This is a genomic window from Microbulbifer maximicatervae (SeqCode) (assembly GCF_052466985.1).
Genome location: NZ_CP174298.1, coordinates 3686049 through 3708460 on the forward strand (window position 1 = coordinate 3686049; position 22412 = coordinate 3708460).

The 22412-nt window shown below is 50.1% G+C and carries 18 protein-coding genes; 11 read left to right on the forward strand and 7 right to left on the reverse strand.

What is annotated here, in order from left to right; genetic code table 11:
• Positions 1–86 precede the first annotated feature (86 nt).
• Complete coding sequence (locus ACJJI3_RS16250; protein ID WP_444940285.1) at positions 87–1073, forward strand: glycerophosphodiester phosphodiesterase family protein; 987 nt, start codon at positions 87–89, stop codon at positions 1071–1073.
• 6 nt (positions 1074–1079) lie between these two features.
• Here ACJJI3_RS16250 and ACJJI3_RS16255 read toward each other — a convergent pair whose 3' ends face one another.
• The 6 genes from ACJJI3_RS16255 to ACJJI3_RS16280 all read right to left on the reverse strand — a co-directional run bounded on the left by ACJJI3_RS16255 (position 1080) and on the right by ACJJI3_RS16280 (position 6896).
• Entirely contained in the window at positions 1080–1400 is a 321-nt protein-coding gene (locus ACJJI3_RS16255) for a chaperone modulator CbpM (RefSeq protein ID WP_444898272.1), read from the reverse strand.
• Positions 1401–1405: 5 nt separating this feature from the next.
• The gene (locus ACJJI3_RS16260; RefSeq protein WP_444940286.1) at positions 1406–2359 is read right to left on the reverse strand and encodes a DnaJ C-terminal domain-containing protein; all 954 of its coding nucleotides are present in this window, start codon (positions 2357–2359) and stop codon (positions 1406–1408) included.
• Between the two features lie 827 nt (positions 2360–3186).
• On the reverse strand, positions 3187–3750 hold the full coding sequence (locus tag ACJJI3_RS16265) for a TFIIB-type zinc ribbon-containing protein (RefSeq protein ID WP_444940287.1): 564 nt from the start codon (positions 3748–3750) through the stop codon (positions 3187–3189).
• Between the two features lie 120 nt (positions 3751–3870).
• Positions 3871–5580, reverse strand: a complete 1710-nt coding sequence (locus tag ACJJI3_RS16270) for a flotillin family protein (protein ID WP_444940288.1) — start codon at positions 5578–5580, stop codon at positions 3871–3873.
• Entirely contained in the window at positions 5581–6234 is a 654-nt protein-coding gene (locus ACJJI3_RS16275) for a YqiJ family protein (RefSeq protein ID WP_444940289.1), read from the reverse strand. It lies immediately after the preceding gene.
• Positions 6234–6896, reverse strand: coding sequence for a PspA/IM30 family protein (locus ACJJI3_RS16280; RefSeq protein WP_444940290.1), 663 nt, complete (start codon positions 6894–6896; stop codon positions 6234–6236). The genes ACJJI3_RS16275 and ACJJI3_RS16280 overlap by 1 nt, the downstream gene beginning before the upstream one ends.
• A gap of 731 nt (positions 6897–7627) precedes the next feature.
• Between ACJJI3_RS16280 and ACJJI3_RS16285 the strand changes: the two genes are divergently transcribed.
• From ACJJI3_RS16285 to ACJJI3_RS16330, 10 genes are all read left to right on the forward strand, one after another.
• Entirely contained in the window at positions 7628–9040 is a 1413-nt protein-coding gene (locus tag ACJJI3_RS16285) for a nicotinate phosphoribosyltransferase (protein WP_444940291.1), read from the forward strand.
• Positions 9041–9237: 197 nt separating this feature from the next.
• Positions 9238–10869, forward strand: coding sequence for a TldD/PmbA family protein (locus tag ACJJI3_RS16290; RefSeq protein ID WP_444940292.1), 1632 nt, complete (start codon positions 9238–9240; stop codon positions 10867–10869).
• Positions 10870–10904: 35 nt separating this feature from the next.
• A complete protein-coding gene (locus ACJJI3_RS16295) occupies positions 10905–12236 on the forward strand; it encodes a TldD/PmbA family protein (RefSeq protein WP_413663965.1) in 1332 nt (443 codons plus the stop codon).
• 27 nt (positions 12237–12263) lie between these two features.
• Positions 12264–13895: a TldD/PmbA family protein gene (locus tag ACJJI3_RS16300; RefSeq protein ID WP_444891653.1), complete on the forward strand. Its 1632-nt coding sequence runs from the start codon at positions 12264–12266 to the stop codon at positions 13893–13895.
• Between the two features lie 214 nt (positions 13896–14109).
• Positions 14110–14835, forward strand: a complete 726-nt coding sequence (locus ACJJI3_RS16305; RefSeq protein WP_282930459.1) for a DUF4159 domain-containing protein — start codon at positions 14110–14112, stop codon at positions 14833–14835.
• 2 nt (positions 14836–14837) lie between these two features.
• Positions 14838–15836 (forward strand): AAA family ATPase, encoded by a 999-nt coding sequence (locus ACJJI3_RS16310; RefSeq protein WP_444940293.1) that lies wholly within the window; start codon positions 14838–14840, stop codon positions 15834–15836.
• Between the two features lie 5 nt (positions 15837–15841).
• Positions 15842–16744, forward strand: a complete 903-nt coding sequence (locus tag ACJJI3_RS16315) for a DUF58 domain-containing protein (protein WP_444940294.1) — start codon at positions 15842–15844, stop codon at positions 16742–16744.
• A gap of 1 nt (position 16745) precedes the next feature.
• The gene (locus tag ACJJI3_RS16320) at positions 16746–17951 is read left to right on the forward strand and encodes a BatA domain-containing protein (RefSeq protein WP_444940295.1); all 1206 of its coding nucleotides are present in this window, start codon (positions 16746–16748) and stop codon (positions 17949–17951) included.
• On the forward strand, positions 17944–20172 hold the full coding sequence (locus tag ACJJI3_RS16325) for a hypothetical protein (RefSeq protein ID WP_444940296.1): 2229 nt from the start codon (positions 17944–17946) through the stop codon (positions 20170–20172). Before ACJJI3_RS16320 ends, ACJJI3_RS16325 begins: the two co-directional genes overlap by 8 nt.
• Complete coding sequence (locus ACJJI3_RS16330; protein ID WP_444940297.1) at positions 20169–21860, forward strand: hypothetical protein; 1692 nt, start codon at positions 20169–20171, stop codon at positions 21858–21860. The genes ACJJI3_RS16325 and ACJJI3_RS16330 overlap by 4 nt, the downstream gene beginning before the upstream one ends.
• Here the strand turns inward: ACJJI3_RS16330 and ACJJI3_RS16335 are convergent.
• Positions 21849–22412, reverse strand: coding sequence for a lipocalin family protein (locus tag ACJJI3_RS16335; RefSeq protein WP_444906728.1), 564 nt, complete (start codon positions 22410–22412; stop codon positions 21849–21851). The two genes, ACJJI3_RS16330 and ACJJI3_RS16335, sit on opposite strands and share 12 nt — an antisense overlap.

Sequence of the window (22412 nt, forward strand, 5' to 3'; positions counted from 1 at the left end):
TAATTCGCCACCTCTGCGCCCATTTCTCTTCCCAAAAACTGACTAATATCTGCAACACCTACCAAGGAAAAGTGCAGAGCAGCTAGATGAAGAGAAGCACCATTGGCAAAACCGTAGCGCTAACAGCCCTATTTGGACTCGGTGCAATTTACCTACTCAATGCCTCTTGGCTGGCGACAGCCCAGCAAGGAAAACCAATCCTGATTGCCCATCGCGGCGTCTACCAAACTTACAACCGGGATAATTTAACCCGTGACGAATGCACCGCAGTCCGTATCTATACCCCGGAACACCGCTATCTGGAAAACACGATTCCCTCTATGAAAGCTGCCTTTTCTCATGGCGCGGACATTGTCGAAATCGATGTCCATCCCACCACTGATGGCGACTTCGCGGTATTTCACGACTGGACCATAGACTGCCGCACGGATGGAACAGGTGTCACCCGGGAACAGTCCATAAAGGACTTAAAGAAGCTGGATATTGGTTACGGCTATACCTTTGATGGCGGTAAGACATTTCCCTTTCGTGGCCAGGGGGTGGGTTTACTTCCCACTTTAAAAGAGGTCTTGCTGCACTTTCCCGGCAAGCAGTTTCTGATCAACATTAAGAGTAATGATCCAACAGAAGCAGAGCGATTGGATAACTATCTTCGGCAACACCAATTGCCTATTAATTCCCGGCTTATGGTCTACGGTGGCGATCGCCCAATTAAAAAGATGCGGCAGTTGCGGCCAAATGCATTGGCCTTCAGCAAGACAAGCGCCAAACAATGTGCTCTGCAATATGCACTATTTGGTTGGAGTGGCTACTTTCCCGAGTCTTGCCGGAACAGTATTGTTGTTGCACCCAATACCTGGCGATGGGCTTTGTGGGGTTGGCCCAATCGCTACTCTGAACGAGTGGCCAAAGCCAATAGCTTGGTGATGGCAGTGGACCATAAAAATGGCAAGCGGGGCTTGCCCGGTATTTACACACCGGAAGAACTCAGTTTTCTACCCGAAGGGTACAGCGGAGCTATTTGGATTGAGAAGATCGAGCTGATTGGCCCATATCTACAAGCAAGACAATAGATAACCTTAGCGTTTTCGACCTTTCTCCAGCCGTGCCAGATGCGCCTCAAGACGCTCTATTTCTTCCAGCAGCTCTATCGCTAATGCAGCGCCGGCAAGATTTACCCCCAGATCCCGCTCCAGGCTGTAAACCCGGCGCACCCGGCGCACACAAATTCCGCTAAAGCGCCACTGCACTTCCCTGCTACGTGGCTCAATAATTCCCTCCTCAACCAAGGCAATGATGCGCTCCGCCGGCACACCACAAGCCCGACACAGTTCACTCAAAGTTAACTCACTCTCTTCATCCAGGAGAACACCGCTAAGCTGCTCAACCTTTTTAGGCATCACAATTATCCTCCCATGGACTGACGCGGATTGAAGTTGAATGCGTCGCCAAACTGACGGTATGCCGCGCGTTCATTATCAGTAGTGGCTGGCGGCGTAACAGTTTGCATCACTATATACATATCCCCCGGCTGCTTTGCCGGGATACCGCGGCCCTTGAGGCGCAGTTTTTTACCATTGGTGCTGTTTGCTGGAATGGTCACTTTAATGGGGCCATCTGGAGTGGGTACCTGAACCTTGGCTCCAAGCGTTATTTCCCAGGGAGCCAAAGGCAAATCCAGGTAAACAGTTTTACCTTCTGTATGGAAAAGGGGATGGGGGTTGAAAGCAATTTCCAGGTAGAGATCACCAGGCTTACCTTCTCCAATGCCAGGCTCACCCTGTCCAGCCAAGCGAATCTGTTGCCCTTCAGTGATCCCCTTGGGAATTTTTATATTAAGAGTGCGCTCACGTAGTTGCGGTCGCCCATCTGCACCCAATACCGAGTGCTTTAAGGTTACTTGGCGTGTACCGCCACGATAACTATCTTCGAGGTCTACTGTGATGCGGGCATAGGTATTTTCACCCTGGGCACTATAAGAGCGGCGCTGCCCCTGCCCATAAGCCTGACGAAACCCGCCGCGGCCAAACAAGCTTTCAAAGAAGTCACTAAAAGCTTCAGGATCAGCTTCGGTATATCCACCACCGTGAAACTCAAAACCCTGGTCCCAATTGGGGGGCGGTCGGAAGTCCTGGCCAGACTGAAAACCACTGCCGAGCTGATCGTAAGCAGCTCGCTTCTCTGGATCCTTCAATACTTCATAGGCCTCATTTACTTCCTTAAAGTGTTCTTCGGCGCCCTCCTCTTTACTGACATCCGGATGATATTTACGTGCTAATTTCCGATAGGCACGCTTAATCTGTGCCTGATCCGCACTCCGATCCAGGCCGAGTATTTTGTAATAGTCCTTGTATTCCATGGCTTTAATAAAAGCCGATGGTGACGGGATTCGCCATATATTTATGATATAAAATCGGTAAGAAGATTAATTGAGATCCTCCCCCTTCAACTAAGATTTAATAATATGGCGCCGATTAGATAAACGACGCCAAGTTGCAGAATTAATAACCGGTCTCGTAAAACATTGATCCATCTAGATACTCGATAGACCCATCGGTATAGTGAATATAGACCTCGGCAGGATTTGAGGCATACGCTCGCACTGTCACAGAACAGTACAAACCAGAGCTACAACACAACGATTTGTTCCGTTGCCAATTACTTGCCCCCCAGCTTTGACGTTAAGGTTACATTTAAGATCAGCAGAAAATGCAGGCAATGCAACGGCAGAGCCAGCCAGCAAAGACAGTACTATTAATATTTTTTTGACATCCATTTGTAGAACCTTAAGATTGTTTATTATTAATTGATAAACCAAAAACAACAAACCTCGTTAATGATGCTATCACCGCCAACAAACACTTCCCATAACAACAAAAATACAAATTAGATAAATAATATGAACTGGCTATCAATATAATTAAACCAATATCCAATAGCATGAAATTTCAAAGGAGACGCTTGTTCCGGGTACTTGGAATCATTGAACAGCCAAAAAAATGAGATCCAAAGCCACTTTATAACTAACATTATTCGAATAAGGCAAGAATAAAGAAGATAGATATATAGATAAGTTAAAGGAATTTAACTACAACTACTCAACTTCTACTTATAAAAAATATATTAGTGTATTTAACAGAGAACCCAATTTTCTTTGGTTCTCCAAAAAACAACCTCTATCGGAGACTATCGTTCAGCAGAGTAAGGATCTTCCGCATTTAAATAGGCCAAAACATCTACTTTCTGTTCGGTTGAATTAAGCCACTTGCGAACATCTTTAACTTTATCATATAAGTCATCGCCAAATTTACTCCGATACATTTCAGAAAAAGTCTCTTGGGCCTTATTCTCCCTGATCTTTTTCTGCCATTCATGAGTGACTAAAAAGTTAATTGAGCCAGCGAGCCCTTCAGCTTTTAGTAAATCCCACTCGCCTTTATCTAACCAAACTCCACCGACAACAGTGCTGTAATCAATACGATGTTCACTACTAGCAATAATTTTTATCTTTTGCATTATGGAACCAGACACCGGGCACAAGATAGCTCGCTTAGTATCTTCGACAACTACATCATTCAGGTTACTAATGTCTTCTGAAAATTTGTATTCAGGATTTTTTCTTTTCCAGCTTAAGTAATCTTCAATAAGTATCCAGTTACCCTCACAGGAAGAGCAAGTATATCCACGAAATAACTCTTCGATAAATCCTGGTTTAAGAACTCCATCTTTACAGCTGGTACAGCGCTTCATATTTTGCACCTTAATAAAAAATAACCCGGATCTGCCTATTTAGATCCGGGCTATAAGAATCATTTATTTCCAAAATAATAGTGAGTTTTGTACTATATAATTTAAAAAATGTACGTTGCTCTAACTATCAATCTCAGTGGTCTTATTCAGGTCACCAACTCCAGCTTCTTTTAAGAGCGAGTCTACCAGCGGCGCCATAGCCCGATGTTTTAGAGCGCTACCAACCAGAGCCTCAGGCAAGCTTTGCCCTTTGGATTCAGCCTCGCCATCTAAAATGCCGCTGCTTGCTCTACCATCGACACCATTTAAGCCTTCAACAGAGATAATTTTCATTCCCTCAATACTTTCCATCGGCTTAACACTCTCACGGATAATATTGGGAAGATTTTCGTGCAGACTGAGCACCTTCTTAAGTGCAATCTGGGCCTCATTGAGGCTATTGAAAGCCTCATTCATCAGGCGCTGACCCTCAGCGTCCACTGCATATTTTTCACGATCAGCTTCAACTTTAATACGAATAGCCTCAGCTTCAGCAGCAGCCTGTAAGCGCAATGCTTCGGCCTTATCCTCTGCAGCTGCTTTCTCCGCATCGGCCATTACTTTAATACCCGTGGCCTGACGTTCCGCTACTTTTTGAGCTTCAATAATTTCAATGCGCTTATCACGCTCGGCAACTTCAACATCCTGAGCTGTGCGAACTTGCTCTTCGGCTTTTACTGCTTCAGCTCGAGCTACGTTAGCCTGTTGGTCCGCAAGAGATTGCTCTTTGGACTTTTCTGCAACAGCAATTGCACGTTCCTGCTTGGCAATTTCCACTGACTTCTCTTTGGAAATACGCTGCTCATCGAGAATACGCTCACCTTCAATCTCTTGTTCTTTCAAGCGACGCTCTTTCTCGATTTCCAGTAACTTAGTTGCCTGTTCCGCAGCAATTTGAGATTGGCTCACTTCGCGCTGGGCTTCAATTTCAGCCTTGCGTGCGGCGCGCTCCTGCTCTGCTTGTTCACGGGCGATATCCGCCTTCTGAGCAGCTTCACGATTCTCCAGCTCGCGCTGCTGCTCCAGATGTGCGTAACGTTTTTCTTTATCAATTTCTAACTTTTGGCGTTCAGCTTCGAGATTTTTCTTCTCGATCTGTACCATAGTTTCCTGCTCGACATCATTGACCTCTTTACGACGTGTCTCAATAGAGCGGGTCATGCTGGCGAGGCCCTCAGCATCAAACACATTATCCTGATTAAAGAATTCTTTATGGGTTTGATCCAAACCGGTCAAAGATACAGCCTCTAGTTCCAATCCATTTTTTAATAGATCTTCGGAAACTACCTGCTGAACTTTTTGTACAAACTGACTGCGCTGCTCATGCAATTCAGCCATTTCCATTTCAGCCGCCACCGAGCGTAACGCATCAACAAATTTACCCTCGATCATTTCTTTCAATGCTTCGGGGTCTAAAGTACGCAGCCCCAAAGTCTGTGCAGCATTGGCTATCGCATCTGCATCCGGTTTTACCCGCAGATAAAATTCAGCAAGTACATCAACACGCATACGATCCTTGGTGATCAGCGCTTGATGCTCTTTACGGGAAACCGCCAGGCGCAAAGTATTCATGTTCACAGGAATAATTTCATGTAGAACCGGTAGTACCAATGCACCTCCATTCATTATGACCTTTTGACCACCCATACCGGTACGCACAAATGAGCGCTCTTTTGAGGCTCTCGTATACAGGCGCGCAAAAATAGTTCCAATAACAATTAAGGCCACTAGTACAGCCCCGGCAATAAATACCATAACCGGTAGGTTTCCTATCACTTCTAGATTCTCCATTTAGTTATTCTCCATAAGATGTATACTGCTGGGGCTAGTTACTCGAAAATGTGCTCCCAGCTCTTCAACCAGTAACACCTTATCCCCCTGATTAAATGTTTCACTTTCATCCGGTTCCACCATTACATAGTGTGTGGTTCCGTATTCATCACTAAAACGCGCTTCTGCTGGTGAACCGATTTCTGCTTTACCGATCGTAATAATCGCTACACGGCCTATAAAGGAATTTCTCTCAACTGCCTCGGATTCATCACCCACAGCAAAGCGCCGCATAATGTTGCCAACAAAACGTACCTGAGGTAGCGCAAGAAAAAAGACTGCCACAGCAAGTAAACCGCTCGGCAATAAATACCCAACAAGAGACTCTATGAGCATTTGGGCTACTAGGCCCGTCACCCCAAAGCTAACCAGAAAAGTTACTAGCAGTATAAGTGCAGGAACTTCACCGAAACGCAACCACCCAAGCAGCTTAGTCATCCCCCCAGACAGCCCTGTATCCGGCACGTCAACATCAAAATCTGGTAATAAATTATCCAGTAAATCTGAAATACCAACACCAATCAATGTCATGACGCCTTCAAGAAGCGCTATCATAAACATTAACATCAGCGCACCGGTAAAGACCAGGTTTTGGTCTTGCAGTAAAAATATCATCAGCCCCCCGATTTAATCTTGGCTAAACGTTCTTTTACACGATTATTTCGCGCGAACTCCTCAAGCTCTGCTAATTTGCTCGCATCTATCCCAGAGTCAAATGTCGATATAGCTGTATTACCTACTGCTCGATTAAATGCATCGGTAGCTTGTTCAACCTGGGCTTTTGGCTTTCTATCCCTGCCATATTCATCGGCAGCAACTCTACTACTTACCTTTTTATTGGTTGCAATAAATTCTTGTAATTGCTCACGCATTTCACGTTTCTTACCTTGCAGGGCAAGAATATAGGAGCCTAGTTCCTTTATTTCTAACTCATTTTCATTGATCACTTTTTCTAAAATTGGAAGTTGCGCCTCAATATCCATTTGTTTGGCAATGGCGACTTCAGCCAGATCATCACGACCTTCATTTATAGCAATATCAATTTGTTCAGCTAAACGCTTATGACGTGTATTTTCATCGCTTAACGCTCTACTGTTTAGATACTTGGATGCCTCTGCCTTCCCTAGCTGATCTCGCATATCTGCAATTGCATCATCCACCTCCCGAATTGCCTGCTCCATCACTGACTCTGGAGCAGTGGCTTCAACCGAGTCCACGATGGCATTGGCGGACACAGAGATTAAACGTGATATGCGCTTTATAAACCCTTCACTCATAACCTACCTCCTGCTCCCAAATAGAAGAATACACCTTATTATTAGCTACAAACTTCAAGTGAAGTCGAAACAGTATCCAATCTCTACCATAGATACTGTTTATACTTTCCTGCTATGACGGCAAGACAATTTTTCCGCAAAGTATTACGAGTCTGCATCAGAATTTTTATAAGTAGCTCAATAGGATTGGAATCAATACTAAATTATATCAATGCCGTATTCTCTACAAGCAATTCCAATATCATTCAAATTAGTAAACTGCGATGACTTTTCCCAAACAACAAGTCATTAATGGAAGGAACGCTTCTACACAGGAAAGTTATGACCGGGCAGATTTTTTTGCTCTGCCGAACCTCTCTACAGCAATCAATTTACGCATTTTTTACTTTGTGTGACAGCGCTACTGTGATCGATCGACACCATGGTAGGCATAGTCATCAGCCGATAAACACGCCGAAATTCACTGGAGTCCATTGAGCATGACGTTCCTTTGCCTCACATGCATATAAATGTACACATACCAATAGAGTAGGTCAATCAATAGGAGGTAAAATGAGCGGATGATAAGTTTTTAAACGTGGGTCGCTTGCTTTTATACTTTGCTAAAGTAGCAGCTATTAGCGCTGTAAAACTGAACATTGTGGTTGGCATACAATTCAAAAATCAATTACACGCTATAACAGCAAGCAAATAGTGACATAAAATCGACGCCAACTTATGGTTTTGAAAATATGAACGCGCCCAGTTCTAATTCATCCTTTCAGTGCCTGGAAAATCCTATTCTCAATGTCGATAGCTATAAAACTAGTCATTATCTGCAGTACCCCCCAGGAACATCACACATTAGTAGTTATGTAGAGTGTCGTGGTGGTGAATTTGCGTCGACGGTATTCTTTGGCTTGCAGGCGTTTATCAAGCAGTACCTGAGCACCCCCATCAGTTCTCATCACATTGATGAAGCTGAAAATATTTTAAACCCCCATGGACTACCATTTAACCGTGATGGATGGAATCATATTTTAAATGACCATAATGGTTTAATGCCTCTTGAAATTACAGCGATAGAAGAAGGACAAGTCATTCCAGTAACCAATGTTTTAGCTCAGGTTGTAAATACCTGCCCCTCCTGCTTTTGGCTCACCACTTATATTGAAACTGCACTTTTACGGAGCATCTGGTATCCATCAACCGTAGCTACCCAGAGCCGCGAAATAAAGAAAATTATCTCACAATATTTATTTGAAACGGCGGAAAATCTGGATACGCTGGAATATTGTTTACATGATTTCGGGGCTCGGGGAGCCAGCAGTCTCGAAACAGCGATGCTGGGAGGTATGGCTCACTTAGTTAATTTTAAGGGGACTGATACGATATCCGGAATATTAGCCGCAAAAAAATTTTACAACGCCGCTGTACCTGGAGCTTCCATTCCCGCCGCTGAACACAGCACTATTATCGCTTGGGGACAACAGCATGAGGAAGATGCTTACCGTAATATACTTGAGCAATTTTCTGGGGAAGGAAAAACTGTGGCTGTTGTCAGCGATAGCTACGATTTGTGGAATGCTATAGAGAATATCTGGGGAAAAAAATTAAAGGATAAAGTTACTCACAGTGGCGGCACATTAGTAATAAGACCTGACTCCGGCAACCCAGAGGAAGTCGTGATAGAAGCAATAGAAAGGTTGATGCGGATATTTGGCTCGCAGAAGAATAAAAAAGGGTATCGATTACTACCCCCCTTTATTCGCGTTATACAAGGAGACGGTATCACCCGCTTTGTAATCCCGAAAATTCTCCAAGCAATGAAAGAAAACAATCAAAGCACAGAAAATCTGACCTTTGGTATGGGTGGAGGATTACTACAAAAAGTTGACCGCGATATGATGGGGTTTGCAATGAAAGCCAGCGCTATCTGTATCAATGGCAGTTGGTACGATATTTTTAAGAATCCGAGAACCGGACCCGAGAAAAGGTCCAAGGGTGGCCGCCTTGCCTTGATTCGCGGCGATGATGGTGCACTTCGAACTATTGCGCAGAGCGACCTAAAATCAGAGGCTAACCTGCTGAGGCCCGTTTACCGCAACGGTATCCTGCTTAAGGACATTACTTTCGACAAAGCTCGAAGAAATGCTGCCCTTTGAATCCCTATCCACCCTCACAACGTCTTACCCCTACGAAACTTCACTTTACCGAGCGAGTACTTTACAACTTTAGGTTGGTCCTGTTAGTTGTGCGTATCCAAAGTCTGACCTCCGTGCACACAAGGCCTCCAGCGTCAGTCGTAATAACAATAAGTACCCGCAGAGAGTGCTCGTGCTCTCGTGGGAAAAGGTAGCCAATGGAAAGAAGAAAATTCCTCAAGATCGCCGGTGTCGGCTCCAGTGGTATTTTGTTGCCTCTACAGGGCATTCAGGTCAGCGCCGAGCAGCTGCTCAATGAAGGCATGCACAGCTCCCATAAAAGACACCTGGCTGATGTAGTCTTGAATACCGCGCGCAAAGCCGGGGCCAGTTATACCGATGTGCGTATCGGCCGCTATCTGAACCAGTATGTTATGACCCGCGAAACCAACGTGGAGAATATCGTCAACACAGAATCCCTTGGCGCTGGTATTCGTGTGATCGCCAATGGTACCTGGGGCTTCGCCGCCACCAACGACCTTACAGCGGATGGCGTCGCCCTTGCCGCGCGCCAAGCAGTTGCCGTAGCTAAGGCCAATGCCAAATACCAAACTGAGCCCGTGCGTTTGGCACCGGTAAAAGGGGTGGGCGAGGTTTCCTGGCAGACACCTATCGAACAAAATGCCCTGCAGGTCACCATCAGTGAAAAAGTCGATTTCCTGATGGATGTTAACAATGGGGCACTCAAAGCTGGGGCCAGCTATATCCGCTCTTCCCTGTATTTGGTGAATGAGCAAAAGTACTTTGCTTCTAGCGACGGCTCCTATATTGACCAGGATGTCCATCGCCTATGGGCACCTATGCAGGTGACCGCTGTTGATAAGCAGAGCGGTGCTTTCAAGACTCGCAACGGTCTCAGTGACCCAGTGGGAAGAGGCTATGAATACCTGGCCGGTCACGACAAAGACAAGATTCCTGGTCAGACCACGCTCTATAGAGCTTCCTATGATATGGCCGAGGATGCAGTGCTTGCAGCCGAGCAAGCCCAGGCCAAGCTATCAGCCAAGTCCATCGATCCGGGCAAGTACGATTTGGTACTGGAACCCTCGCATCTGTGCCTGACCATCCATGAATCTGTGGGTCACCCATTAGAGCTGGACCGCGTGCTGGGTTACGAGGCCAACTATGCGGGAACTTCCTTCGCCACCCTGGATAAGTGGCGCAGCGGTAAATTCCAGTACGGCAGCGATAAGGTCACCCTGTTTGCCGACAAGGTGCAACCGGGCTCCCTCGGCGCCGTCGCCTATGACGACGAGGGGGTAAAAACCAAGCGTTGGGACTTGGTAAAAGACGGCATCCTGGTGAACTACCAGGCTACCCGCGATCAGGTGCATATGATCGACCAAAAGGAATCCCACGGTTGTAGCTATGGCGATAGCTGGTCCAGTGTGCAGTTCCAGCGCATGCCCAATGTCTCCCTGGCTCCGGGCGAGAAGAAGTACTCAGCCAAAGACATGATCCGCGATGTGGAAAAAGGCATTTACATTGTCGGACGCGGCTCTTATTCCATCGACCAGCAGCGCTACAACTTCCAATTCGGCGGGCAGCTGTTCTACGAGATCAAAAACGGCGAGATCGTCGGCCAGGTTGAGGACGTCGCCTACCAGTCCAATACCCAGGAATTCTGGAATTCCTGCTCGGCGATTTGCGACAGCAGTGATTACCGCTTGGGCGGAACCTTCTTCGATGGCAAGGGCCAGCCGAGCCAGGTGAGTGCAGTCTCCCACGGCTGTTCCACCACCCGTTTTGACCAAATTAATGTAATCAATACCAAGCGCAAGATTTCCTGAGCGGCGCACAAGAATAAGTAATTGGAGAAAAGGCAATGGCCATTCTGAGTAGAAGTGAAGCGAAGCGTATTCTCGACAAGGTTTTAAAATACAGCCGCGCCGATGAAGCCAGCGCGCAGCTGGCCGGCAGCGAAACCGGCAATATTCGCTACGCGCGCAACAGCGTTTCCACCAGTGGTATCGTCAATGATATCGAGCTGGCCGTAGAGGCCCGTTTCGGCAAGAAATCCGGTGTGGCCACTATCAATGAATTCAGTGATGCCTCACTCGAAAAAGTGATGCGTCGCGCCGAAGAGTTGGCCAAGCTATCTCCGGAAAACCCGGAAGCCATGCCGATGCTGGGACCGCAGAAATATGTCAGCGTAGACGGCTTCGCCAAGTCCACTGCAGATATCACTCCAGACCAGCGCGCCAAGGCTGCGGCAGATTCCATTATTGCAGCCAAGGAAAAGAAAGTGGTTGCCGCAGGTTACCTGGAAGACCAGCGTTCTTTTGCTGCAGTCGCCACCAGTAAAGGCTTGTTCGGCTACCACGCTTCTACCTCTGCCAATTTCACTGTAACTATGCGCACCGAGAATGGCCTGGGTTCTGGTTGGGCCGAAAGTGACGTTACCGATTTCGGTGCAATGAATACCGGCAGCACCTCCTCTGTCGCCATCGACAAAGCGGTCCTGTCCCAGGAAGCCCGTGCCCTGGAACCGGGCAAGTACACCGTGATCCTGGAGCCCAATGCGGTGTCCGGCCTGGTGGGTTACATGATGAGCGGCTTCGATGCGCGCAGTGCCGACGAGGGCCGCAGCTTTATGAGCAAAAAGGGCGGCGGCAACCGTACCGGCGAGAAGATGTTCGACAAGCGAGTAAATTTCTACTCCGACCCCACCAGCCTCGATGTGCCGGCTCAACCCTGGACCGACGGTGATTTTATGCAGCTGGGACGCACCGAATGGGTGAAAGACGGCGTAGTGAAAAACCTGGCGCGCAGCCGCTACTGGGCCGAGCAAAGCAAAGGCGAAGTGGTCCCCGAACCCAACAACCTGATTATGATCGGCGGCGATAAAACCACCGAAGAACTGATCAAAAATACCCGCCGCGGTATTTTGGTATCCCGCACCTGGTATATCCGTATGGTCGATCCACAGTCCATGCTGCTCACCGGCCTCACCCGCGACGGCACCTTCTATATCGAAAACGGCAAGATCAAATACCCGGTGAAGAACTTCCGCTTCAACGAGAGCCCGGTAATCATGCTCAACAATATCGAAGATATGGGCGTCCCCCAGCGAGTGGGTATGTGGGGCATGTCCGCCATGATTCCCGCGTTGAAAGTGCGCGACTTCACCTTCAGCAGCCTTTCCGACGCCGTATAACAGCCAGCACCCATCGAGGATAACGAAATGGAAAGAAGAAAATTTCTCCAGCTCAGCGGTGCCGGCCTGGGTGTTTCCATGTTGCCGCTGTCCGGCAATCTGGTCGCCGAGAGCAAACTGACGCAAAGCGGTATTGATCTCTCGGTAAAAAAAGAATTTGCCGATGTCGCCCTGAATACCGCCACTAAACTCGGCGCCACTTATGCCGATGTGCGTATTGGTCGCTACCTGAACCAATACGTGATCACCCGCGAGATGAAAGTGCAGGACGTGGTGAACACCGAATCTATCGGCATGGGGATTCGGGTTATTGCCAACGGCACCTGGGGCTTTGCTGCCACCAATGACCTGACAGCCGATGGCGTTGCTCGCGCCACCCGCCAGGCAGTAGCTACCGCCAAGGCCAACTCCAAGTACCAGCAGGAGCCCGTACAGTTGGCTCCGGTAAAAGGCCACGGCGAGGTGAGCTGGCAGACACCCATCCAGAAAAACGCTATGCAGATCCCCCTGGCCGACAAGGTGGACCTGTTAATGGACGTGAACAAGTCCGCTATGGATGCCGGCGCCAGCTATATCAACTCCATGTTGTACCTGGTGAATGAACAAAAGTATTTTGCCTCTACCGACGGCTCCTATATCGACCAGGACGTTCACCGTTTGTGGGCGCCCTTCTCGGTCACCGCAGTGGACAAGAAAACTGGCGGTTTCCGTACCCGCCAGGGCCTCAGCCAGCCGGTAGGACGCGGCTTTGAATACCTGGATGGCCGCGCCGAAGACAAGATCCAAGCACAGACAGTGCTCTACCGCGACTCCTACGATATGGCCGAAGACGCACGCCTGGCGGCGCAACAAGCCAAGGAAAAGCTTACGGCTAAATCGGTCAAACCGGGCAAGTACGACCTGGTGCTGGACCCAAGCCACCTCTGGCTCACCATCCACGAATCCGTCGGCCACCCACTGGAGCTGGACCGCGTGCTCGGCTACGAGGCCAATTTTGCCGGTACCTCTTTCGCCACTATCGATAAATGGCGCAGCGGCAAATTCCAATACGGCAGCGACAAGGTCAACCTGTTTGCCGATAAGGTACAGCCCGGCTCTCTCGGCGCCGTCGGCTACGACGATGAAGGCGTGAAGACCCGCAACTGGGATCTGGTAAAAGACGGTGTGCTGGTGAACTATCAGGCCACCCGCGACCAGGTACATATGCTGGGGCAAAAGGAATCCCACGGCTGCTGCTACGCCGACAGCTGGTCCAGCGTGCAATTCCAGCGCATGTCCAACGTTTCGCTGTTGCCTGGCAAGGAGGAGCTGAGCGTCGACGATATGATCAAGGATGTGGAGAAAGGCATTTATATTGTGGGTGCCGGTTCCTTCTCCATCGATCAGCAGCGCTACAACTTCCAGTTTGGTGGACAACTGTTCTACGAGATTGAAGACGGCAAGATTACCGGCATGGTGGAGGATGTCGCCTACCAGTCCAACACCCAGGAATTCTGGAATGCCTGTTCGCAGGTCTGCGGCAAAGATGATTATCGTCTGGGTGGTTCCTTCTTTGACGGTAAGGGACAGCCGATGCAAACCAGTGCCGTGTCCCACGGTAGTTCCACAGCACGCTTCGACGGTATCAATGTGATCAATACCAAGCGCAAGCTGGGCTAACCACTGATCCACACGGGAGCTGGCCAGCAAACCAGTCAGCTCCCAGTATTGAAAATAAATGGGTAGAAGGAAAGAAGGTGCTCCGTTCGAGACCGTATGAGGCATGGATGCCGATTACGAGCGTACAGGGATGTATTTACAGCGTGTCTCGAACGGAGCACTTTCTTTCCTTTGCTCTCAACAATAAAAACCAACGCAGTAACAGAGTTATCCCGTGTCCCTCACCCGCAAGGCTTTTCTTCAGCGCCTGATCCTGGGTAGCTGCGCCGCAGCGCTGCCTCTGGGCACACGCGCACAAAATACAGCACCGGGTAGTGCACAGGAGCACTACGATTTTTATTTCACCCGCTTGATGTACGAATCCGGTGACTGGGATGTGGATCAGCGCATGCCCTCCAACCTGCTCAATTCACTGGTGGAATACACCAATCTCAGGGTTGATCCCAAAGAGCACATAGTGCCGCTGGCCGATAAGAAAATGCTGCTGGCGCCTTTCTGCTACCTGGCCGGACACAAGCTGGTGCAATTCACTACGGAAGAGGCAAAGAATTTTCGCGATTACGTCAATCGCGGTGGCTTTGTATTTGTTGACGACTGCAACCACGATATCGACGGTCTCTTTGCCAAATCCTTCGAAGCGCAAATGGCCGAGCTGTTTGGCGAAGACTGCCTGCAAAAACTCCCGGACAATCACGACCTCTACCGCTGTTTCTTTCAATTCGATGAATTGCCGGTAACCAGCTTTGAATTAAATGGCTGGGGTGATGATCTGGTACACGACTACCTGAAAGCCATTGTTGTAAACGGCCGTATCGCCGTGCTTTACAGCAACAAAGATTTCGGCTGCGAATGGGACTACGACTACCGCAACAAACGCTGGCTCGCCATCGATAACACAAAATTTGCGGTGAACATTGTTATTTACGCACTGACGAGCTGATTATGCTGACCACCCTGGAAAATAGTATCGAAGAACAACTGCACAGCCTCGACAATCTTCAACAGGAAATTGCGCGGGTGATTGTCGGCCAGAAACCTGTGGTGGAACAGATGCTGATCTGCCTGTTGGCCGGCGGCCACGCCCTACTCGAAGGGGTGCCGGGACTGGGTAAAACCCTGCTGGTAAAAACCCTCGCCGATGCCAGTGCGTTGGATTTTAAGCGGGTACAGTTCACCCCGGATTTAATGCCCGGAGATATTCTCGGCAGTGAGATCCTCGAAGAGGATCACAGCACCGGCAAGCGCTTTTTTAAATTCCAGCAGGGCCCGGTTTTCACCAATATCCTGCTCGCCGATGAAATTAACCGCACACCGCCGAAAACCCAGGCAGCCCTATTGGAATCCATGCAGGAAGGCTCGGTAACCGTGGGCGGTAAAACACTGAAATTGCCCGATCCTTATTTCGTACTGGCCACACAAAACCCCATCGAGCAGGCCGGCACCTATCCGCTGCCGGAAGCTCAGCTGGACCGCTTCCTGTTAAATATTCATATCGACTATCCCGATGAGCGGGATGAAGTTGAAATCCTGCGCTCCACCACCGGTGCCAGCAGGGTCAAACCCAGCCCCAGCCTGGATGCGGAGCAATTGCGCGAAATGCAGAAACTGGTGCGGGAAATTCATGTCAGCGACGATTTGTACCGCTACGTGGCGGCACTAGTGCGCGCTACCCGTATGGAAACCAGCGGCAGCGATACCCTGCAACAGTGGATCAAGTGGGGCGCCGGCCCTCGCGCGGGGCAGGCTCTGATTCTCGCCGCCAAGGCGCGGGCCCTGTTGCAGCGACGCCTCGCCGTCACCCGCGAGGATATCCGCAGCCTGTTACTGCCGGTACTGCGCCACCGGGTACTGCTCAGCTTCCAGGCCCAGGCCGATGGCGTGCAGATGCCACAGCTGATTGAAGAATTACTGGCAGCGGTGCCTGAACCGGGCCAGGGCTAATCAGCGTGGAATACCTGTCCCCCAAAACCCTGGCCAGCTGTCGCGATCTGGTATGGCTATCGCGGCATATTGCCGAGGGCGTGATGCTCGGTGTGCAACACAGCCAGCGCCGTGGCACCGGCTTGGAATTTCATCAATACCGAGGCTATCAAGCGGGTGATTCCATCCGCCATATCGACTGGAAACTGTTTGCCCGCAGTGATCGCTACTATGTGCGCGAGACCGAGCAGGAGAGCCGTATGCACGTGTGCTTTGTGCTCGATACCAGCGCCTCCCTGAGCCAGGCAAGCTTTGTCGAGCCCAGCCTGAATAAACTGCATTACGCCAAGTGCTGGATTGCCAGCCTATGCTGGCTGCTCAACGCCCAGGGAGACAGCTATTCCCTATTGGCGTTTAACAGCCGTCGGACGGTTTATGTGCCCGAAGGCCAGGGCGAGAGCCACCAGCGTCAAATCGCTCTTCAGCTACAACAACTCGACGCCAGCGACCACTGGCCAGATCACACTCAACTGGCGCCACTGTGGCAATACTTTGAGCGGCCCTGTCAGGTGGTGTTACTGAGTGATTTTTTTGAACAGGGTAATGAGATCGGCGATTTTGCCGCACGCCTGCATGCCGCCGGCCGCCCCTGCCTGCCACTGCAATTGTTAATTGAGGCAGAACAGACTTTTCCTTTTGGCGGAGAGCTAAAGCTGCTCAATCCAGAAGTAAGCGCCAGTACTCCCGCTACTTTAGAAGTGGATGCCGAGCGGCAACGCCAGTCTTACCTGGATGCTTTTGCTCAAGCGCAGAGCGAGTTAAAAGCACGCTTTGCCACACAGGAGTGTTCACTGCAGACCGACCTTATCGAGCAGCCTGTGGAAAAGTCACTGCGGCAATTTATTCAACTGCACGGCAGGTTGTGCTGAGATGTTGTGGATAAATAACTTATTTCAATCCCCACAGTGGCTATGGCTATTCACAGCCCTGATCATCCCTATCGCCATTCATTTGCTGCGCCGAAGTAATCCACAGCAGATCTCCTTTGCTGCGCTGCAATGGGTACAAAGATATTCACAGAGTCGCGCGCGCCGCCCTATTGTGGATAACAAGTGGTTGCTGCTATTGCGCCTGCTAATCGTCGTACTGCTGGCAGGTTTATTGGCACAGCCGCTGATTAAACGGGAAATTTATCCCCAAGAGGGCGTGATACTGATAGACCCCAGAATTGGGGCGGGCGAAGCGAATACATTTATCCACAATTCACTGCCACAGCTTGTCGGGGAAGGTTATAAAGTACTGTGGTTATCCCCAGAAACACCTTCCGTAACCTCACCCCCACCACAAAATGTGGACCTGTGGAAAACTCTATCAGTACTATCACGCCGGGCGGATTTGCGCAGGGCTCATATCCTGTTGATAAACAACGGGGTTCCAGCATCCCACCAGGCACTAAGAGTCAGTCCCCATTGGCAGTGGCACGGCCTCGACAAAACATCCATAGCTCCGAGCCCGGTATTACCGAGTATCGCTTTAATGGGCAAACCACCCAGCTGGTGGGCGCCAGTGCTGGAAGACTGGCAAAGCAATATGCCGGGACTATCGGTGCATATTCTGGAACAAGAAGAGACACCCAATGCCGAGCAGGCAGATTGGTTGATCTACACGGGCCCCGCTCCCCTGCCACAAGCCGTGCTGGAATTTGTTTCAGATGGCAGCCTGTTAATCACCGACAACAGCATCCCCCCTGCCGATAATCTCAACTTCGTTGCTGTGGATAACAGCCAGTCAGCTCAAGCGGCCTCAGTGGGACGGGGAAGTTGGCTGCGCTACGAAAGTGACTGGTACAGCGAGGCCTTTTATCGCCGCGCAGATTTACCTGAACGTTTATGGCAGCACTGGTCTGGGCAAGACTGGGCTCTGCAACACCAAAATCGTGGCCACTGGTCTGCCAATAAAGTAGTGGCAGGCCTTCCTGTAGAAGACAGCGAGGTGGAAAACCGCCGTATTGAACAACTGCAACCCTGGTTAATAGCCGCCCTACTGTTACTTCTGGCTTTTGAACGCCTAATTGTCCTATCGCGACCCGCAGTCATCATGGCAACCGATAGTAACGGGGAGGCCGACCATGGATAAGCGTGAGTCCACCCTTAACGCTGTGCGCAGGCGCTGGCAACTGACAGCCCTGCGGCCCTATCTCTGGCTTGCCACTGGCCTCAGCCTTCTGGCTGGCTTGGGCATTTTTGTATTCGGCTGGCCACAGTGGCTATTGCTCGCCTGGCTCGGAATTACTGTTGTAGCAATTCTATTGGATCGCAGCTGGCGCCCTAGCCCTGAAAGCCTATGTCGACAGTTGGATGGACAATATCCACAGCTGCAAGACAGCAGCCAGTTGCTTAGCCAACAGAAAACCAACCTAAGTCCATTGCAGCAATTACAGCGCACGCGTATTGAAACAGAGCTGCAACAACTGCTGGAAAGTGGCGACCGGTCGTCTTTCGGTCCAAAAAAACTCCGCAGTACCCTGACAAATGCCTTCGGTGCCTGCCTGGGATTGTTGTTATTTGTGCTGAGCGATTCTCACTTCACTGGGGATAAAACCGAGACCACGCAACAAAATACAGCTATTCCCGTTGCCGAAAAGCTCGCCATAACACGCGCGGCAACCCATATCCAGCCGCCCGCCTACACTGGGCTCACAGCCAACAACCAATCCCTACAAGTCGATGTGCCGGAGCAGTCTGCGGTCGAGTGGCTACTTGAATTGAATCAACCGGTGCAAGGGCTGGAAATGCTGGCCGAAACTGAGCGCTTCGCCTTTTCTCCACTAGGTGATCTACCCAGTAAAAAATGGCAATTACAACGCACAATCGCTAAAGCAGACTTTTACCAGCTCTCAGTGCAACTCGCGGAGAGCCAAATGCTATTGCCGGAAATTCATAATATTCGGGTGCAAAAAGACAATGCTCCGGAGTTTACCTTTGAGGCACCCAGCCTGCGCGTCGATACCATTCAAGGGAGCACCCAGGGTATTCCCGTAAAAGTAATCATTAATGATGATTACCAGGTGAGCTCTGCAGATTTATTGGTCACCCTCGCCAGCGGCACCGGGGAAAATTTACGTTTTCGCGAAGAGCGTATTGCACTCACCAGTTTGCAATCCACTGCTTTATCAACAAACTCCTCGGAAGATAAGAAAGCAGCTCGCTACGATTTCCTCCTGCCCATCCACCAGTTTTCCATGGAAGCGGGAGATGAACTCTACTGGTATCTGGAGGCCAGGGATAACCGCGAGCCCAGCGCCAACGTTGCCAAGAGCCAACACTTTATCTTGCGCTGGCCGCAAGAAGAGATTTTCGGGCTGAGTGACAGCGAGGGGATGGCGATTAAGATATTACCGGAGTACTTCCGCAGCCAACGCCAGCTGATTATTGACACCGAGGCCTTGCTAGCCGAGCGAGAGCAGCTGCATCCGCAGGAGTTTCGCAAACGCTCCGAGGGTTTAGCCTATGAACAGAATTTGCTGCGCATGCGCTACGGCCGCTTTCTCGGCGAAGAGGATTCGGAAGCGGAGCATTCTGGAGCAGAGAGCGAGAAGCACGATGATAAAGAAGAATCCGAACACGGCCATAGCCACGATCATACAGAACAAGGTGAGCACCAGTCACATGGCGAAGAAAATGCCACTCCCTTTGCACAGCGAGACTCCCATTTCCAACAGGCAGAGCGCATAGCGGCTTCTGCCGGACACCGGCATGACAGCTCAGAGCATGCCACCCTGTTCGACCCCCAAACCAAGGAGCTACTGCGCAACGCGCTGAATGCCATGTGGAGTTCCTGGCGCGACCTGTCGGTTATAGAGCCCCAAGCCTCCCTGCCCCACCAGCACCGGGCTCTGCGCTTTATCAAGGAAGTACAGCAGGCTTCGCGTATTTACTTACAAAGAGTCGGGTTCGAGGCGCCCCCGATAGACGAAAGCCGCCGGCTTAGCGGTGAAGGGGAAGAAGTAGCGCCAGAAACTGTCGACAGTGCATTTGAACAAATACAAAGAGCACAGGTACTCGCCCTAATGGCCCAGGTAGATGCTGGCGCCGAACTCGATACCGATCTGCTGGTGCAGATAAATGAGCTAGCTGCAGAGCAATCACTAGATCTTGGCCTGGAGCTGTCCAAACAGCTGCGTTTATACCAGCAGCGCCACCAGCAACCGAATTGCATTGATTGCACAAACTCCCTGAATCAGCTGCTCTATCAGCTACTGCCAGCACCGGAATCTGCGCCTTCACTGCCTTTGCAAACTGAGGCAGACGGCCATTTCAGCCGTTGGCTGCACCAGCAAGGGGAGAAGTCATTGTGATTGATTTCTTGATACCCGGCCTGTGCCTGTTGGCCTGTTTAGTATCACTCGTTCTGTTGCGCCGCCGTGGCGCCAAGCCGTTCGACTATGGCCTGCAACTGGCGATTTGGTTGAGCGCCTGGATACTTTGGCAGCCGCCGGCAATCTTTCCCGCCGAGCGCAATATCTCTATCGACAGCAAACAGCTGGCGAGCTCACATCCAATAAATCTCAATGGTGTGGAAAATATCTCCCTCAATGGGGAGCCACTCGGCCGCGACAAACTGCGAGACCTGGCACCAGTGCGCCTGGAGTTATCGAAGATCCAGGAATCTGATGGCCGCTGGGAATTGGACTGGCAGCGGCGAATTACCCTGGGTGATCCTTTAAAGTTAAAGATTCACAACAACCAGTCACTGAATGAAAACGTAAAAATTAGTTTGCTCAATCCCTACGGCCATATTGAAGACAGTCTTGAGCTGAAAGTGGGAGAAGCAATTCAGGCACAACTCACTGCCACTCCAAAACTCGCAGGCCCCCAGCTATACCGAGTACGGACGGAAAGCGAAGCCGGCGAAACCCATACAGATCCTTTACCCATCCTGGTGCGTGAACCGCTCCAACCCAAATTGTTACTGTGGCTGGCACGCCCCTCTTTTGAGACGGCCGCCCTCTCTCGCTGGCTGCGCCAATCCGGTGTAACAGCACAAGTGATGACCCAGTTGGCACCTGAAATTAGTAGAAAAGAAACTCTCAACGGCCTTCCACTTACCGAGTCTGCGGATTTATTCACGAATGAAAGTCCCTTCGATTTAGTGATACTCGACAGCAGTTTGTGGCCACAATTTTCCGCTCTGCAAAAGCGTCAGCTCAACGAACTGGCCACTACAAAGTCACTGTTATGGTTAGTCAGTGACGATAGCTCTGAAGAGTTTCTCCAATACGCTGCTGCCCAATCCATGCCTCTACAAAAGGAAGAAGCCACCCACTTACATTCCGGCTTTGGCTACCAAAAAGCGGACAATCCGGAGATTCCCCCACTGCGTAATCTTGGCTTCAAAGTCACACAGCCCGGCTCCTACGACTTTTTACTGGGCAATGGAGAGCCCCCACTTTTCTGGGGGCGTTCGACTGAGACACAACACCTGGGGTTTATCCTATTTAGTGACAGCCATCGCTGGTTAACCAGTGGCTTTACTACTGAATTCGCCAGCCTGTGGAAGTCCATTATTGATTACCAACTCAAGCATTTGGGTAGTCAGCAGCCAGTAATCCTCTCCAATGAGTTACCGCGTACACAGGAACGCATCACCCTATGCAGCCCACTTTTTTCTGATCAGAGTCCATTCTTATCAGAGTTTCAAGATAGCTCCCGCTCTACCAAAGGAATCGCCGCAAGCAGAAGTTCCCAGGGTCAGTGCTACAGCTTCTGGCCCCAAAATTCAGGTTGGCACCAGCTTTGGACTGAATTGAAAGGGGAGTCGGTACTAGACTTCTATATCTTTGCCAAAGAGGACTGGCCTCTATGGCAGCAGTCCCTGAATGCCAGGGAAACCCAACTAATGGCTGCCGCACGTTTGGGGCCAGAAGCAAATAATCACGCAAACAGGGTTTTGTTGGGGCGCCAATGGCCGGCCCTTATATTGCTGTTACTAGTGTGTATAAGCTGGTGGCGGGAACGCAGGCTTTTGAACAGATCACGACCCTGAGGGCTGCACCGAGGGCTTATTTCCGGGCTTAGCCTCTTGCTTGGGAAATATCATCTGGTCGACGGGATACCCCAAAGCTTTGGCCTTCTGTAAAAACTGCTCCAACACATCCTTGGGCATGGTTGGGGTGCGGGACAATATCCACAGATAGGATTTATCGTAGCCAGATACCATCGCGTATTGGTAGTCATCCGATAGAGCAATCACGATATAGGATGAGTAAAAGGGGCCAAGAAAAGAGACTTTCAAATGGCCCACATTTTTCGGGCCGACAAACTCGGCCCTCCCCTCCGCCATTTGCCAGGCATCACGCGCTTTTGAATAGCCGGTATTGATCACCGCGACAGAACCATCATGGTTGAGACTGTAGTCGGCAGTTACCTGGGTCAGGCCGCGCTCGAATGAGTGATCCAATCGAGCAATCTCATACCAGTGACCTAAATATCGCTGTAGCTGGAAGTTTTGGACAGGCTCAACCCCCTCCGGCACCCGGGTACAGGCACCCAGCCAGAAAAAGGAAATCAGTAATACACCCAGTGAAAACAGCTTCAT

Excerpts from the sequence above, each read along its gene's own strand:
- ACJJI3_RS16310 (WP_444940293.1), top strand. The coding sequence starts at position 14,838 with ATGCTGACCACCCTGGAAAATAGTATCGAAGAACAACTGCACAGCCTC.
- ACJJI3_RS16295 (WP_413663965.1), top strand. The coding sequence starts at position 10,905 with ATGGCCATTCTGAGTAGAAGTGAAGCGAAGCGTATTCTCGACAAGGTT.
- ACJJI3_RS16325 (WP_444940296.1), top strand. The coding sequence starts at position 17,944 with ATGGATAAGCGTGAGTCCACCCTTAACGCTGTGCGCAGGCGCTGGCAA.
- ACJJI3_RS16290 (WP_444940292.1), top strand. The coding sequence starts at position 9,238 with ATGGAAAGAAGAAAATTCCTCAAGATCGCCGGTGTCGGCTCCAGTGGT.
- ACJJI3_RS16250 (WP_444940285.1), top strand. The coding sequence starts at position 87 with ATGAAGAGAAGCACCATTGGCAAAACCGTAGCGCTAACAGCCCTATTT.
- ACJJI3_RS16280 (WP_444940290.1), bottom strand. The coding sequence starts at position 6,896 with ATGAGTGAAGGGTTTATAAAGCGCATATCACGTTTAATCTCTGTGTCC.
- ACJJI3_RS16320 (WP_444940295.1), top strand. The coding sequence starts at position 16,746 with ATGTTGTGGATAAATAACTTATTTCAATCCCCACAGTGGCTATGGCTA.
- ACJJI3_RS16335 (WP_444906728.1), bottom strand. The coding sequence starts at position 22,412 with ATGAAGCTGTTTTCACTGGGTGTATTACTGATTTCCTTTTTCTGGCTG.
- ACJJI3_RS16265 (WP_444940287.1), bottom strand. The coding sequence starts at position 3,750 with ATGAAGCGCTGTACCAGCTGTAAAGATGGAGTTCTTAAACCAGGATTT.
- ACJJI3_RS16255 (WP_444898272.1), bottom strand. The coding sequence starts at position 1,400 with ATGCCTAAAAAGGTTGAGCAGCTTAGCGGTGTTCTCCTGGATGAAGAG.
- ACJJI3_RS16285 (WP_444940291.1), top strand. The coding sequence starts at position 7,628 with ATGAACGCGCCCAGTTCTAATTCATCCTTTCAGTGCCTGGAAAATCCT.
- ACJJI3_RS16260 (WP_444940286.1), bottom strand. The coding sequence starts at position 2,359 with ATGGAATACAAGGACTATTACAAAATACTCGGCCTGGATCGGAGTGCG.
- ACJJI3_RS16275 (WP_444940289.1), bottom strand. The coding sequence starts at position 6,234 with ATGATATTTTTACTGCAAGACCAAAACCTGGTCTTTACCGGTGCGCTG.
- ACJJI3_RS16270 (WP_444940288.1), bottom strand. The coding sequence starts at position 5,580 with ATGGAGAATCTAGAAGTGATAGGAAACCTACCGGTTATGGTATTTATT.
- ACJJI3_RS16300 (WP_444891653.1), top strand. The coding sequence starts at position 12,264 with ATGGAAAGAAGAAAATTTCTCCAGCTCAGCGGTGCCGGCCTGGGTGTT.